Raw genomic sequence first — 13,824 nt, forward strand, 5'->3', positions numbered from 1 at the left:
TAGGGGTCACCATATATGGAGGATTAGCTCAGTTGGGAGAGCATCTGCCTTACAAGCAGGGGGTCGGCGGTTCGAGCCCGTCATCCTCCACCATTTTCTTAACGGAAGAGACAGTCTTGAAAACAAGGCTGGGAGCACAGCACAAAATCATTATTATTGCCGCGGGGTGGAGCAGTCTGGTAGCTCGTTGGGCTCATAACCCAAAGGTCGGTGGTTCAAATCCGCCCCCCGCAACCATTTATTTTTTCTACATAGGTCCCGTGGTGTAGCGGTTAACATGCCTGCCTGTCACGCAGGAGATCGCGGGTTCGATTCCCGTCGGGACCGCCATTTTACATAACGGCTCAGTAGCTCAGTCGGTAGAGCAACGGACTGAAAATCCGTGTGTCGGCGGTTCGATTCCGTCCTGAGCCACCACTTTGCTGGCCTAGCTCAATTGGTAGAGCAACTGACTTGTAATCAGTAGGTTGGGGGTTCAAGTCCTCTGGCCAGCACCATTTCTTGTCTTGACTGAAGAGAAAAGTTTTTGTAATATTAAAGTTGTTGTTAGATGGAGGGGTAGCGAAGCTGGCCAAACGCGGCGGACTGTAAATCCGCTCTCTCAGAGTTCGGGGGTTCGAATCCCTCCCCCTCCACCATGTTTCATTAAGCTATCGGCATAGGGGCATAGTTTAATGGCAAAACAGAGGTCTCCAAAACCTCCGATGTGGGTTCGATTCCTACTGCCCCTGCCAATAAAAAGCATATGGCGGCTGTGGCGAAGTGGTTAACGCACCGGATTGTGATTCCGGCATGCATGGGTTCAAACCCCATCAGTCGCCCCATAAGTATATTTAGGGCTATAGCCAAGCGGTAAGGCATCGGATTTTGATTCCGTGATTCGCAGGTTCGAATCCTGCTAGCCCTGCCATTTATATGCGGAAATAGCTCAGCGGTAGAGCACCACCTTGCCAAGGTGGGGGTCGCGGGTTCGAATCCCGTTTTCCGCTCCATATATGGCGGCATAGCCAAGTGGTAAGGCAGAGGTCTGCAAAACCTCGATCCACCGGTTCGAATCCGGTTGCCGCCTCCACATTTAACTCAACCCATGCCGGGGTGGTGGAATTGGTAGACACACAGGACTTAAAATCCTGCGGTCATTGTATGACCGTGCCGGTTCGAGTCCGGCCCTCGGTACCAACTTAACTTCAGCAAGACCATATGCCGGTGTGGCGGAATTGGCAGACGCGCACGACTCAAAATCGTGTGGGTTTATCCCGTGTCGGTTCGAGCCCGACCACCGGTACCATTACCTTAAGATACGTTAAGATAAAAAACGTGTTATACCTTTGAAACACTGTCATGACAGTGTTTCTTTTTTTTGCTCTTTTTTGAGAATGCGATAGAAAACGATAGAAAACGATACGTTATTACACAAAAATTACACATAGAAGCGCTAAATAATTAATCAATTTACAATTGAATGGTGATGATAGATAGAAAGAAATTGATTTAGAAAAACTGTGTTAAATCGCTTTTCAAGAAGTTTTTTCTACTGTTTAATCCAAAGCTCGCTTTCTAAGCTTTAAAAAATGAGCATGGCATATAACGCAAGACTTTACACATCACATTACACAAAAGATTACTCAAGCATGCTTTCAAAAAAAGCAACGGTTCGATCTTCATCTTCTTTTCTCAATTCCTTGATCACGTGCGTGTACTCTTTCAATGTTGTTTCAATATCGGCATGTCCTAAACGTTCACTGACAAAATTAATTGATGCTTTGTTATAAAGAGCGATGCTGGCATGTGTGTGACGTAACCCGTGAAAAGCAATGGGCTGAATATCAATCTCGATGAGTATCTTGCGCAGCAGTTTGTTTACGCCTGTGTTACTTAACACTTTGTATTGCGACGTTGGACTGTAAAAGACGAGATTGTGTTCGTTCCAAGGCATCGCTGGCTTGATGACTTGAAAATAAGACATGATCTTGTTGTCCATTTTGATTGATCGGATTGACTGTACATTCTTGGTCTTTCCAAAAGCCGTAGGATTACGTTTCATATAGCCCCATGTCTTGTTCACCGTGATCGTATTATGATCAAAGTCGAGATCATCCCACGTTAATCCGACGATTTCAGCAAACCGCATACCGGAATTGAGTGCCATTAAAATAAGCGCATGGCTCAAGCTCTCATCAATGTGTTCCCAAAGGTATTGCGTTAGCTTCTGACTGTCTTGCAGGCTTAAGTGTTTTTCCTGCGAGGTCTTTGCTTCAACGGTCCACGTTAACGTTGCTTTACGAGTGAAATCGAACGAGATGATTTTATCCTCGATCGCATCTTTTAAGCACGAACGAATATGACCATTCACTTTCTCAACAGTTTCTTTTGCGCGTGTAGCACCAAATTGATTCAAAAACTGTTGATAATCCTGGCGGGAGATTTTTTGAATCGGCTGACCTTCAAAATACTCTTTAATCGCCTTAGATGTGTAATGGTAATGACGTTTGGTCGCCGGCAGGATGTTTGCTTTGTAAAGCTCGACCCATTGATCAAAATACTCATCAAACGGGATTGGATCTAAATGAGGCAACGTGCCCCTGTTACGCTGTGATTCAATTTCCGCTGCGGCGATGCGTGCTTCTTGTTTTGTGCGAAAGCCTCCTTTTCTAATTGGTTTTGGTAACCCGTTGACATAACGGCTCACCGTATATTCATATTTTCCACCTCGTTTTTGAATACTTGCCATTGTTGAACCACCTTTCATGACAATGGAAGGTGGCCTAGGGTCACCTTCATCATATCGAGTTATTTTTTATTTGTATAGTGGATGGGTTGGATCGGGTGCTTTACTTTGTGAAGATCTCCTCGAAATGTTCGTCTAGAAAAGCTGCCATTTTTTTCGCATGGAATGACCAAGTTTGCCCGCTCTTTGTCGGATAGTAGACAAAACCGCCATGTTCAACATCCAAGATGCTACGGAACTTCTCTTTATAAAGGATATGTTGCTTAATCCATTCATTCTTCTTGTTGATCTGCGTTTCTAAGTCTTTCATTGACCAGTAGACACCTAATAAGTCTTGTGACTTCAAATCGTCGTACTCCGCTTTGGTGATCATAACGGAATCTTCTGGAATAGGAATCGTCATGTTCACTGAAAAATGTTGTCTCATGATAGCTCCCTCGTTTCGAAATAGATTTGTTACCTAGGGAGCAATCGAGAGAAGAAAATGAGCTTTAAAAAAATAACAATTGAAATGCGACAAATTGGCGCAGTTTTATTCTCTCGTTTGTTTTCTGGATAGAACGTATTTTAAGGAAGGGTGAGGGACATGTTATTTCACTTGTTAAATCAAGAGATGCATGATTACGAGCGTTTCATGAATGTGTTGTTTGACTTGGGGTTTGCGACAAAAGATCAGCTGAATGCGATCCTGGAGTGGCAGGAATCTCCTTATAAGTTGGGGAATGAGTTGAAGAAATTACGCAAGCTGGAGAAAAACGTGAATAAACGATACATTCAAACTTTTCAGCTGCCTGCAAAAGCGAAGCACCGTTCTCCGGTTGCCTATACTTTAACGAAACAGGGGATACAATATATTTGTCAGTATCGAGGCATTCAAAATGAGAAGTTGAAACCGGCGAAAGAGGGACAGTGGAAACATTACTTGGGGATCGCAGAAATCATCGCAACCATCAAAGATTCGCGATTAAATGAAGCAGCTGTGGAATTTTCGAGTGAGTATATGACAGCAAGACAAATACAGCATATTGTCAATCTGTACGATACGAAAAAGGACCGTAAACCATATGAGTTCATCAAACACTTCAAACCGGATGCCTTGATGAAAATAGGTGGACAGGAATTCTTTCTTGAATACGACACGGGAACGGAAAATATGCAAAAGATCGAAGCGAAGATGCTGCTTATCTTGGATACGCTGTTTTATAAAAACGGGGAAAAACGTGGGTATATTAAAGAGTTGAACAAACCGTTTGTCTGGGTAACGACGTCATCGGTACGCGCGAAAAACCTTGGGGTAGTCTGGGGGCGTGTGCAACAGCTTGATAAGTATCGCAAACTGTTAAATAATATGGCTTCACAACATATCGCTTTACCGACGATGACTTTTCTTACTGATGATCAGGTTGTTGCTGCATTGGAGAAAAAGGTTTTGGGGAGAGAAGCTCCACCGAAATTACGGAGAAATAGAAGTGTAAATGAATAAAGAAATATTTTGTAGAGAAGAGTCTAGCGTAGAAAAATTCAGGACTTGGTTTATTTGCCAAGGAAAAAGCCAACTTTCAGAGAGTGAATGCAAAGTATCTTTAAAGTTGTTTCATAGTATGTTGATAGTAAGGTCTTGGTGAGGGCGAAGAAGCATCCAATGCACAAAAAAATTAATCGATTAGGAAAGGGATTTCCAGTTATTGAAACGTATGATATTCTTAGATTATTTGATGGCTCGTAAGAATGTCGCGTTATAGCTGTAACTAAACTTATGTTCTTTGGGGGAGTTTATGAAACAATTATTTATTTCATCAATGCTTATTTTTATTTTTGTTGCCGGATGTTCCAATGATAACAACGAGTCCAATGCGTCCTATGATGGTGAGCACCTGGACATTGGATTATTCGGAGATACTCCTGGAGACGTATCAAACGAAAAAGTAACTTTTCATTCGACAGACGATTTGGAAAATCTGTTTCAACAAGACTATGAGGCCTTTTTTGTAACAGACCAATATTTCGAAGAATTTTCAACTGAGGAATGGGCTCCATTCATCGAAGAATTAGACGTTCCTGTTTTCTTTCTAAATTTAGATGAACCGACATTTATTTTCACAGAAGAAAATTATGAATATGGTGACCATGACTTTGAAAGTTCAACACACGCCGAGGGAATTGTTGTAGGGGATGACGGAGAAACTGCATTATCATGGGGATATGGAGATGGTGCTCGACTGGATACTACAAATCCGAGGGACATACCAAACTGGGTTTTTGATTCCATTTATAAAGACATCGAAGAGTACAAAAAGTCCAGGAGTTAGTTAAGTTTGTGGTATGTTTATGCCACAATAGGTGCGTTAGTTGAACAAAATAGAACAAAACTAAAAGCAGAGTTTCGACTCTTTTTTTTATTTAGTCATTCGATCATATGCTAGAAAAATCATCAATATATAGTTATCTTAAAAGCATAAATCCTAGGTTAATCATATGATTGAAAAACGTTGTCGTGATAAGGATTTCGTAGGATTTGAGATGGCAAAACGTAGGGTGGGTTTGACCCAGCCTTTTTTAGCAAATGATCAAATCATTTAAAGTTAAGGCTCTGTTAAAGGTTGTTGTTGATATTTGCTTAAAACGAACAAATGTTCTGTAATGGAGTCCTCAAACAAAAGCAGGTGACGACTGTGAGAACAACCGATATCCTTAAAGCTATTCAAAAACTTAATCCAGCGGAAAAACATCGGTTACGAGAATATTTAATCGATGCTCTTACTGCGTCATCGTCAACAGGAACGGTACTGGAAGAAATCTCGGAAAGAAAGCATAAGGATGGTTATCGTTGTCCTGATTGCGAGTCAGAACATATTGTGCGGTTTGGAAAATACCCTATTATCGCGGATGGTGAAGAAGTGAAGAAGCAACGATACCGTTGTAAGGCTTGTCGAAGGACGTTCACCGACCTCACCAATACGGCATTATATCGAACCCGTCATCTTAATCGTTGGATGAAGTTTATTGAATGTATGATAGAAGGTTATTCGCTTCGTAAATCGGCGGAGTTGATTGGAGGCGTTACTCACGTCACATTATTTTATTGGCGTCATAAGCTCCTCGCGGCATTAAAACAAATGGAAATCTCAAAATTCCAAGGTATCGTTGAAATGGACGAGACCTATTTTCTGTACTCTGAAAAAGGACAAAGAAAGATTAAAAATAGAAAGTCTCGCAAACGGGGCGGTTCCGCAAAGAAACGCGGCATAAGCAATGAACAGGTATGTGTCCTGGTTGCGAGAGACCGTGATAAGGTGACTTTCTCCCAAACTTTAGGAATGGGACGATTAACAAAAGAGCAATTAGATAAAGCCATAGGGCATAAACTTTCCAACGAGAATGTGTTATGTACCGATGCTTGGGGTGCCTTTAAAACCTATGCCACTGAAAAGAACATATCCATTTATCAGTTCAAGTCTGATGGTAAAATTCGTACAAAGGGGCTTTATCACATCCCAAACGTCAACAACTACCACCGACGACTGAAAGGATGGATACAACGCTTTAACGGTGTCGCTACCAAGTATCTGAACAATTATCTTGCGTGGTTTCAAGTATTAGAGAGCTCCCACCATCAGCGAAACGAAGTTACAATGAAAGATATGATAATTAAAGGGAATTTAATTCCAAATATAGAAACATATGATACACTTAGATTATCTAAATTTACTGTATAAAGGCTGTTTCTTTATTCAACTAACGGGGAGTTTAGTTCAATAAGATGATTATGTTCTATGCTAACGATGATTTGTTAATGAGGAGGATGATTATGGATAAGGTACTTGGTACGTTTAAGAATATGTTCTTAGACTTGTTCTCTATGGGTAAAGGTTTTTTCTATGGATTTGTAATGGTGGGGTTATTTATTGTAATTTGTGGTGCTTTAGTATATGGATTTTTGTCTCTTAAAAGTTTCATATTCTAATTAAGTTAAACTTCAAATCTAAACGTTCCTTCTTCAACAAACGGGAGCGTTAGTTGAAGAAGACAATTATACCAAACGGCACTTCCAGTTTTATGGGAGTGCCGTTTTTTATATAAATATCAACCTTGAATTTTAACAGAGCCAAAGTTAAAAGAGCCCGTCCACTAGTTCATGGACGGGCTAAGGTGTGTCATTAGTGTTTTTCCGCATAAGATGGTCATTCAAGAATCACAAGAGGTTATACTCTGTGTTGTTATTATAACGATACTTTATCATTTGTATCAGTTAGATGATCTCCAATTGAAAAGGTGGTGTGCAGTACGTTAGCAATCGCTAATAACGTCGATACTTGAGGAACAGTGATGCCAGATTCAATCCGACCGATCGTCGATTTTGGTTTTCCGATAGCATCCGCGAGTGCTTGCTGTGATAACCCATGTTGCTGACGCTTGGTTTTGATGGTTGCTGCCAGCGCTGCTTCTTGCTTTAACCGATCAATATGAGCTTTTCCTGCAGCCTGTTCGTAATTATTGAATCCATTACTCATTAAAATCTCCTCCTTGCTTATCGATCGCAGTAATCTTGATAACTTTCTTCCGCTGGTATAATGTCTCGCCGCCGGATCGCCCCGTTGTAGGTTTTATTAAAATGGTGCAGTAATAACACCGTTTGATCCTCATGAATCACAAATAACAACCGGTGATTGTCTTTTTTTGCTCCATTAATTCCCCAGCGATATAGTTCTTCGAGCTCTGTATGTCGATATACACGTTTAATCGAAGGTGGCACGACATCTCTACTTGATAAGTCCTTTTCTGGTGGATATGGATTATACTCAAGAATGGTTTTTTGTCGAATATATTGATCGGCTGTTTTGCCCCAAGGACCTTGGCGGCCTCGTTGCTGCCATTCTTGTGCGGCAGTATTCAAAAGCCAGTCTTCGAAAGAGGGGACGTTTCCTAATGTGTGTATGGTGTATGCCATTGTTGGTTCATCCAATCCGATATTTTATATTTCTATGATAGCATGAAAGCTATCAGATGTGAAAGAGTAACGGTTACAGTATTTTTTGCTGGTGTTCGAATAAATGAATCAAGGAGGGAAGATCTTATACGTGCATAGATTATTATCAATAGACTGTGATTATTAGTGGATTGAACAGATAGTTATTCGTCTTTAACTAAAGGATTTTCGTAGTATTGGAAACGGCCAAACATATGATGGAGGTTGGCCGAGTGCTCTGATAGAAAATTTTTAGAACATTCATAGTAAGACTATAACTTTAAGAGAGCCCTAAACTTGTTCATGGATACGCTAAGACATGTCATTAGTGTTTTTTCGCATAAGGTAGTCATTCATGAACCACAAGATAAAGGTTGATACACCGATTAGTAAAGAGACTCTCATATTGCTTGACCAATTCATAGCTCCTCCGATAACTAAATCCACTATTGTAAATACCCCGAAGAAAATGGCAGTGAATAAAAGCGACCATGAGATTCGTTGTAAAGCGCTGTGTGACATGAAATCCTCCTAGTGAATGACAGCTGTTAAATCTTGATCAATGGATATAGCGCCAGTTGTAATGACGTAAACATAGTTATAAGTTTGATGATTCTACACCTTTTTTCGGTTCAACTATTGGCTTGGTTTCTTTCTTTGAGAATATTCCAGTAAATCTCACTATGTACACAATTACGTCCATCATCATTAAGAACGGGGTAAACAAAATCAAGTTCATTAAAATCATCATCTTTACAGCCCAAACGATATACATCATGATAAACCCACGGGCAATACTTCGTATTTTGATGAAGACGGAAATCGCAGTATATAAATATGAAAAAACGTAGGCCATAAATGCAACACCGATTTTTTCGCTGACCCAACTCGAATCCATCCCGCCAAATGAAAACATTCCTGCCCATGCGTCATGAGAGCCTTCAAACATAGCTTCAAAAATCATGTTGGATCTTAAGCTGTCATAAAAAAGCATAATGATTGCAATAGTAATCGCCGGGACGATCACAAGTCGATTTAATATGGCACGTTTAGCCATATATTTGCCTGCTAAGTGTTTGATAAAGTCCATATACTTTTACTCCTTCAGTATTATGTTAGGTTTAAAAAATCATTTTACGAACAGATGTGACCGTCAAATAAAATTGAACACGGGCATCGCCAACGATCGTAGTGTGTAAGCAGTTCCTAATGTATTGTTTCTTCTACTGAAAGTTCTATGAAATTTGGTTCATATGAAGTTATCTCGATAGTTATGCCCCTAAAATAATCGATGATTATTATGAGTATCCTTGTAAAAACGGAAATGATATTGTCCAAGAAATATTGTTCTGCAAAATTAGACATAAATTCCCCCTCTCTTTTTTCTAAGTGTATCATAATTTTAGTTTTTGGAAATTATTTTCCTTATAATTGTGTGTTTAGTACGTTAGAGGAAATCATTTATTCTTTGCAAATGTCGATAGTGGTATAATACATTCACAATATGCAATAAACTCTATCAGGGAGGCGATTCTATGAGAACGAGGCTAATAAAACACGGTGACAGTGAGGTGCTAGTCTTTCCGGACTCATGGAAAGAAGGATTGAATATCGATGCTGATACCAAATTAGAGGTGACAGTTGATGAAGAAAATCGGCGCTTAATTGTCGAACCTTTGAATCAGGAACATAAGCCGTATGATATTAAAGATTTGGCTGAAATAGCTAAAAAGCAGCAGCAACCTGCATTTGAAGACAGTAAACCTGTGGGAGACGAAATTCTTTAATGTTGAACCAAAATAAGAGCAGGGAGCTTTCCATAGGAGTTCCCTGCCACTCGCTACTTAATTTACGTTTTGTTTAGCAGTGAAATTTTTCTATAACATACAAATACATAAATATGAATCTATTATGTGATTTATTTCAAATAGTAGACAAATAAGATACAAATTCTTCACAGTTCTTTAAAAAGCGCCTATAAAAATATATTGATATAATATAAAGGGTTTGATTGCTATTATTATTATTATTTTAAAAACACAAACGTTGAAACAATGAGTAGCTAACGTGTTTGCGCCAACCAGGTAATGAGTGTGCTTAGCTTTATTTGGTATTCACGACTACTCTGTGAAGTTTTCGTTGCTTTTGAGGGGTATTTGTCCATGAAGAAACAGAAATGAATATGAGGTAAATTTGAGCGTTTTGTCGGGTGGCATTATACAATAATAAGTAGTCAACGTATTTGTGCGAACCTGATAAGTAAGTATATTTAGCTTTTATTCGGTCTTGTGATCTTTGTGTGGAATTTTGTCTTCTTTTAAGGGGTTATATTCATGAAAAGATAAAAATTCAATGTGAGGAAAATTTGGGCGTTTTATGCAGGTGTGGGTTTTCGTACTCTATTTGTCTGCGATATTCAGGTTTGAAAAGCCTTGAATGACTCTCGCTGCGGCGGGGTGTCTCTTGATACACTGCTGTGTTTATTAGTTATTGCTCAGTAGGATCTAACTCTTAGGCGTGCTAACAACGGACGTACTTAGGAAAATAAGGGTGCCCTGCACTCTCCTGGTGCTTCTACACAGAAGGGCGGCGCGGGGGGCGTGTCAACATTATTGGGAGGGAGCATTATGACAGAAAATAACAAGGGTTACACATGTGAAGTCCATAAGCTCGATCGTGGCTTAGCCTTAGAACTTCCTCAAGAGATCGAGAACAGGTTAGGTATTAAGGCAGGGGATAAGTGGTATCTTGACGTAAATGAAGAGAGGGAAGTCATGGTTATCAAAAAAGCTCCTACTTCACAGAGCGGGGGCTTAGATGAAGAATTTTTACAAGTGTTGAATCAGGTTTTGGATGAGCACGAAGAAGTGTTACAAAGGCTGAAAAAGAGATGAGCGGTTGTTCGAACTGAAATAGAACTCTGCCTCTCAGGTCTGAGGCGGGGCACATAATGGCGGACAATTCAATACTAGGGTTTTATGATTAACGATACTGCTTGTGTCCCAGAATAGAATTTGTTAATGTCGAATTAGTTAGCAATGTATCGTGATATTGATAAGTGTGCTTTTCTTAGTATAAAGATGTTCTACGCATTTTCCTTTACGTTTTGTGTTTCTAAATCATTAGTAAGTAGTTCCCCATAATTACGTAGAACATATATACTTCACTTCGTTTCTACTCGGACATCTGATTTTAAGTTACTGGCAAGGTGCAAATCTAAAGAGCGAGAGAAACTAACCTCTTCACTTTTTCAATATAATGAATTGGAAGATACCCTTCGCTGGATGGCTTCACTTAATTGATGGTTATTGGTTTAAATATTTGTATCGTTATCGAAAAGTTCATCGCATAATTATTCAATTAAATAATTAAAAAGCCAGTACAGTTGCGGTATTAATCGCGGTTTGTACTGGCTTTTGTTATGGGTATCTTTACAAACGGGATTTCTGAGATTACTTCGATCGGTTGTTGATAATTTGACTGACCCTCACTGGCGACAGATCAAATTTTTTGCCGATCTCTATATTGGTAAAGCCGTGTTTTTTTAAATCTAAAATTTGTTTCCGTTTATCTTCAGTTTGTAATTTACGTTCGTGGTTATATTCTGCAGCAGTTTTCTGACTCTCACCTTTCTTATGACGATAGCGTCTTTTTTTGTTTGCATTCGAGGCTTTTTTATTTTCCGGAGTGTTTTGCAACGTTAACAGCTGTTTTTGTTCCTCATCGGTGATCTGGAGCCGTTCAATAATGTTATCTGAGTTTGTGGGGCGAATGGCTTTGTCATCATCGATTTTGTGTAAGTCAAAGTTTGCAGCAGAGAAATGTTTTATAAAATATTCGGCTTGTTTGAAGATACTTGAAGCCAAATTTTTAAGTTTCTTATCCGTTTTACGATCAGCTTTAGGGTCGTTCGTGTACATTTGATTATTTATGTTTTGCATCTTTTCATATATTTTATTTTCAGTATAGTTATTTATGGCAAGATGGTAGCCATAATAATATAAAAAATAGTGTCGCATCCTCGTCATATTACCGTTTCTCATTTTTAATAGACTTTCTAAATCCTGTACACGCGCTTCATTAACCTGTTTTGCAATCAATTTTCTGGTTAGCGTATTTTTGTCTTTATGGCTATTTTGATTTAGTTTATTTTGATCATTGGTTTTCTCCGCGTTTTCACCTTTCTTGACGGGGAGGTATGCTGCTAGTTCGGCAAGTGTATAAAGCTCATGTTCGAAAATCTCGCATTTTACTTCCGTATTGTTTCTGCTATTAATCGTATATGGCATTCGGAAAAATCGCGCCAAATCTTTCGCGTTCGCATCAGCGCCAAGGTGCTTAAGTTTTTTAATTAAGCCTGAGGTTATTTCTTCGTGTTTGTTTTTTAAAAATTTTTTCGGAGCTGCGCCACCGCTTAGTCCATAAAAAACTTGGACCCCTCGTGACCAGCAAATCAGATTTGGCATTGGTATTTCGCCTAATTCAATCAAATTTTGCAACTCATAGATCGCTTCGTAGGGACTCATATTTTGATCGTATTGATCGATATCTATACCAATAACCCGTAGCTGCCGCAGCTTATCATATGTTCTTTGATAATTTTTGCTCTGTTTAGCAACGTGAAAAGCATTTAATGTTATGTAGCAATCTTCTAAGCCTTTGTAATTTTGCGCAATTTCGTTAACGTCGTTCAACCCAAAAGGCTTTAATGTTATAAAATCGCGACTGGCAAAAACAACGCCGGCTTTTTTTTGTTCAGAAATAAACAGGTCTTGCCAACGTTCAATAGTTTCGCGATTTGCATTTGTTGTCACTATATCACCACCTTCTTAAAGGAAGGAGGTGAGCGAAAAAATCATCGTCAACAAAAATAGCCCAACAGATAAAACAAATCTGTTGGGCTATTTTTATAAAAAACTCTCTATAAAGGTATTTATAGAAAATAAACAGAGGTAATAACAAAATATTAACGAAATAAATTGTAACGTTTGAGGAAAATTCAAATTAAAAAATGTTATGATTTTACATAGATTGGATGTGAATAGAATGACGTTTTATCATTATTTAGTAGATAAGTACGGCTATGATGAACCGATATTTACTGAAGATGTACAAGAAGAACTGGAGATGAATCCGAATGCTCTGCGCCAGCAATTTAAGCGTTTGAAAGATAAGGGGGTAATTGAAAAAGTCAAAAACGGACTTTACTTTATTCCACAGCAAAAACCGCTCATTGGTTCACCGACGATTAGTGTGAACCGGATTATTGAGCGAAAGTTTATCAAGCGAGATAATAATGTTATTGGTTACATTAAGGGCGAGAAATTGAAGAATGAAATTAATGACCTCTCGCAATCATCTGAAAAGGTGACGGTAGTGACAAATAATACTTCCTCTGTGCAGAGAGAAGTGATGTTTTACGAGACGAGAGTGATTATTAAAAAACCTCGTGTGAAGATTGCGAATGAAAATTATCAGCTTCTGCAATCATTGGATTTACTGACCGATGACGGCCTCTTAAGTGAAAAGCCGCTCTCAGAAATAGCCGGCAATATAAAAAAATATCTGAAAAACTTTCTGATCACGGAAGCAGACTTAAAAACGTATATAAATGCGTATCCGCAAAAAACAAAACTTAGGATCTATGAATCGGGGCTGTACGATTGGTTTAAACGACGGGAGAGAGATTATCTATAAAAAGATAAAATTAATGACGGATAAGAATTAATAGATACATATTGTAAAAAGGATAGCTGTAAATAATGTCACAAAAACACCCCCATTTCTCTTCAAGTGAGAAATGGGGGTGATGTACTTGATCGGAAGCAAATAAGCTGGGAAAAGCTCTTAAGAAAAAGCTATTCATGAAATAAGTGAATCATGCGATTGAGCTTATCTTTTTCGGCAGAGTTTAATTTATTGCCATTAAAATAAACGTCATACGATGGCAAGTCTGTTAATTCAATCGTTTTTTTCATCGTTTGACTTTCATGACCGACTAAAAAGTCTAATGATACTTGAAAATAGTCCGCGATTTTGATTAAAGACTCAACGGATGGCTCGCGTGACCCGCTTTCATAACTGGCGAGCGCGGGTTTCGCCTAACAACGTTTATTAAAATGTGCAACTA

13 protein-coding genes, 13 tRNA genes and 1 pseudogene are annotated in these 13,824 nt (G+C 39.0%); 20 read left to right on the top strand and 7 right to left on the bottom strand.

What is annotated here, in order from left to right; genetic code table 11:
* Positions 1 to 17: 17 nt before the first annotated feature.
* The 13 genes from EDD67_RS10915 (at position 18) to EDD67_RS10975 (ending at position 1,288) form a co-directional block, all read left to right on the top strand.
* Positions 18 to 93, top strand: a tRNA-Val gene (locus tag EDD67_RS10915).
* A gap of 67 nt (positions 94 to 160) precedes the next feature.
* Positions 161 to 237, top strand: a tRNA-Met gene (locus EDD67_RS10920).
* Positions 238 to 254: 17 nt separating this feature from the next.
* Positions 255 to 330, top strand: a tRNA-Asp gene (locus tag EDD67_RS10925).
* A gap of 11 nt (positions 331 to 341) precedes the next feature.
* Positions 342 to 417, top strand: a tRNA-Phe gene (locus EDD67_RS10930).
* A gap of 4 nt (positions 418 to 421) precedes the next feature.
* Positions 422 to 497, top strand: a tRNA-Thr gene (locus EDD67_RS10935).
* A 55-nt stretch (positions 498 to 552) separates the two neighbouring features.
* Positions 553 to 638 (top strand) — tRNA-Tyr (locus EDD67_RS10940).
* 22 nt (positions 639 to 660) lie between these two features.
* Positions 661 to 734: transfer RNA gene (locus EDD67_RS10945), tRNA-Trp, on the top strand.
* 14 nt (positions 735 to 748) lie between these two features.
* A tRNA-His gene (locus EDD67_RS10950) sits at positions 749 to 824 on the top strand.
* An 11-nt stretch (positions 825 to 835) separates the two neighbouring features.
* Positions 836 to 910, top strand: a tRNA-Gln gene (locus tag EDD67_RS10955).
* Positions 911 to 917: 7 nt separating this feature from the next.
* A tRNA-Gly gene (locus tag EDD67_RS10960) sits at positions 918 to 992 on the top strand.
* A gap of 5 nt (positions 993 to 997) precedes the next feature.
* Positions 998 to 1,072 (top strand) — tRNA-Cys (locus EDD67_RS10965).
* 17 nt (positions 1,073 to 1,089) lie between these two features.
* Positions 1,090 to 1,179: transfer RNA gene (locus EDD67_RS10970), tRNA-Leu, on the top strand.
* Between the two features lie 23 nt (positions 1,180 to 1,202).
* A tRNA-Leu gene (locus tag EDD67_RS10975) sits at positions 1,203 to 1,288 on the top strand.
* A 333-nt stretch (positions 1,289 to 1,621) separates the two neighbouring features.
* On the opposite strand, the gene EDD67_RS10980 is transcribed toward EDD67_RS10975, so the two are convergent.
* Positions 1,622 to 2,731: a tyrosine-type recombinase/integrase gene (locus EDD67_RS10980; RefSeq protein ID WP_121440054.1), complete on the bottom strand. Its 1,110-nt coding sequence runs from the start codon at positions 2,729 to 2,731 to the stop codon at positions 1,622 to 1,624.
* Between the two features lie 100 nt (positions 2,732 to 2,831).
* Positions 2,832 to 3,155 carry a DUF771 domain-containing protein gene (locus EDD67_RS10985; protein ID WP_121440055.1) on the bottom strand — a complete coding sequence of 108 codons (324 nt, stop codon included), beginning with the start codon at positions 3,153 to 3,155 and terminating at the stop codon, positions 2,832 to 2,834.
* A 159-nt stretch (positions 3,156 to 3,314) separates the two neighbouring features.
* Here EDD67_RS10985 and EDD67_RS10990 point away from each other — a divergent pair, with 159 nt between their 5' ends.
* The 4 genes from EDD67_RS10990 (at position 3,315) to EDD67_RS13975 (ending at position 6,692) form a co-directional block, all read left to right on the top strand.
* On the top strand, positions 3,315 to 4,211 hold the full coding sequence (locus EDD67_RS10990) for a replication-relaxation family protein (protein ID WP_121440056.1): 897 nt from the start codon (positions 3,315 to 3,317) through the stop codon (positions 4,209 to 4,211).
* Between the two features lie 292 nt (positions 4,212 to 4,503).
* The gene (locus EDD67_RS10995; RefSeq protein WP_121440057.1) at positions 4,504 to 5,037 is read left to right on the top strand and encodes a hypothetical protein; all 534 of its coding nucleotides are present in this window, start codon (positions 4,504 to 4,506) and stop codon (positions 5,035 to 5,037) included.
* A 363-nt stretch (positions 5,038 to 5,400) separates the two neighbouring features.
* A complete protein-coding gene (locus EDD67_RS11000; RefSeq protein WP_121440058.1) occupies positions 5,401 to 6,444 on the top strand; it encodes an IS1595 family transposase in 1,044 nt (347 codons plus the stop codon).
* A 92-nt stretch (positions 6,445 to 6,536) separates the two neighbouring features.
* On the top strand, positions 6,537 to 6,692 hold the full coding sequence (locus EDD67_RS13975; RefSeq protein WP_162843807.1) for a hypothetical protein: 156 nt from the start codon (positions 6,537 to 6,539) through the stop codon (positions 6,690 to 6,692).
* Between the two features lie 256 nt (positions 6,693 to 6,948).
* On the opposite strand, the gene EDD67_RS11005 is transcribed toward EDD67_RS13975, so the two are convergent.
* The 3 genes from EDD67_RS11005 to EDD67_RS11015 all read right to left on the bottom strand — a co-directional run bounded on the left by EDD67_RS11005 (position 6,949) and on the right by EDD67_RS11015 (position 8,784).
* Positions 6,949 to 7,239 carry a helix-turn-helix domain-containing protein gene (locus EDD67_RS11005; RefSeq protein ID WP_121440059.1) on the bottom strand — a complete coding sequence of 97 codons (291 nt, stop codon included), beginning with the start codon at positions 7,237 to 7,239 and terminating at the stop codon, positions 6,949 to 6,951.
* 17 nt (positions 7,240 to 7,256) lie between these two features.
* Positions 7,257 to 7,676: a hypothetical protein gene (locus tag EDD67_RS11010; protein ID WP_121440060.1), complete on the bottom strand. Its 420-nt coding sequence runs from the start codon at positions 7,674 to 7,676 to the stop codon at positions 7,257 to 7,259.
* A gap of 616 nt (positions 7,677 to 8,292) precedes the next feature.
* The gene (locus tag EDD67_RS11015) at positions 8,293 to 8,784 is read right to left on the bottom strand and encodes a hypothetical protein (RefSeq protein WP_121440062.1); all 492 of its coding nucleotides are present in this window, start codon (positions 8,782 to 8,784) and stop codon (positions 8,293 to 8,295) included.
* Between the two features lie 445 nt (positions 8,785 to 9,229).
* Between EDD67_RS11015 and EDD67_RS11020 the strand changes: the two genes are divergently transcribed.
* Positions 9,230 to 9,481 (top strand): AbrB/MazE/SpoVT family DNA-binding domain-containing protein, encoded by a 252-nt coding sequence (locus tag EDD67_RS11020; protein ID WP_121440063.1) that lies wholly within the window; start codon positions 9,230 to 9,232, stop codon positions 9,479 to 9,481.
* 840 nt (positions 9,482 to 10,321) lie between these two features.
* Complete coding sequence (locus EDD67_RS11025; protein WP_121440064.1) at positions 10,322 to 10,588, top strand: AbrB/MazE/SpoVT family DNA-binding domain-containing protein; 267 nt, start codon at positions 10,322 to 10,324, stop codon at positions 10,586 to 10,588.
* Positions 10,589 to 11,146: 558 nt separating this feature from the next.
* On the opposite strand, the gene EDD67_RS11030 is transcribed toward EDD67_RS11025, so the two are convergent.
* Positions 11,147 to 12,508 carry a hypothetical protein gene (locus tag EDD67_RS11030; protein ID WP_121440065.1) on the bottom strand — a complete coding sequence of 454 codons (1,362 nt, stop codon included), beginning with the start codon at positions 12,506 to 12,508 and terminating at the stop codon, positions 11,147 to 11,149.
* Between the two features lie 232 nt (positions 12,509 to 12,740).
* Here EDD67_RS11030 and EDD67_RS11035 point away from each other — a divergent pair, with 232 nt between their 5' ends.
* Entirely contained in the window at positions 12,741 to 13,391 is a 651-nt protein-coding gene (locus EDD67_RS11035) for a hypothetical protein (protein WP_121440066.1), read from the top strand.
* Between the two features lie 161 nt (positions 13,392 to 13,552).
* Here the strand turns inward: EDD67_RS11035 and EDD67_RS14045 are convergent.
* Positions 13,553 to 13,780 (bottom strand): annotated as a pseudogene (locus EDD67_RS14045) (helix-turn-helix domain-containing protein); the annotation flags it as partial.
* Between the last annotated feature and the right edge of the window lie 44 nt (positions 13,781 to 13,824).

The sequence above is a fragment of the Salisediminibacterium halotolerans genome (assembly GCF_003814815.1).
Taxonomy (GTDB): domain Bacteria; phylum Bacillota; class Bacilli; order Bacillales; family Salisediminibacteriaceae; genus Salisediminibacterium; species Salisediminibacterium halotolerans.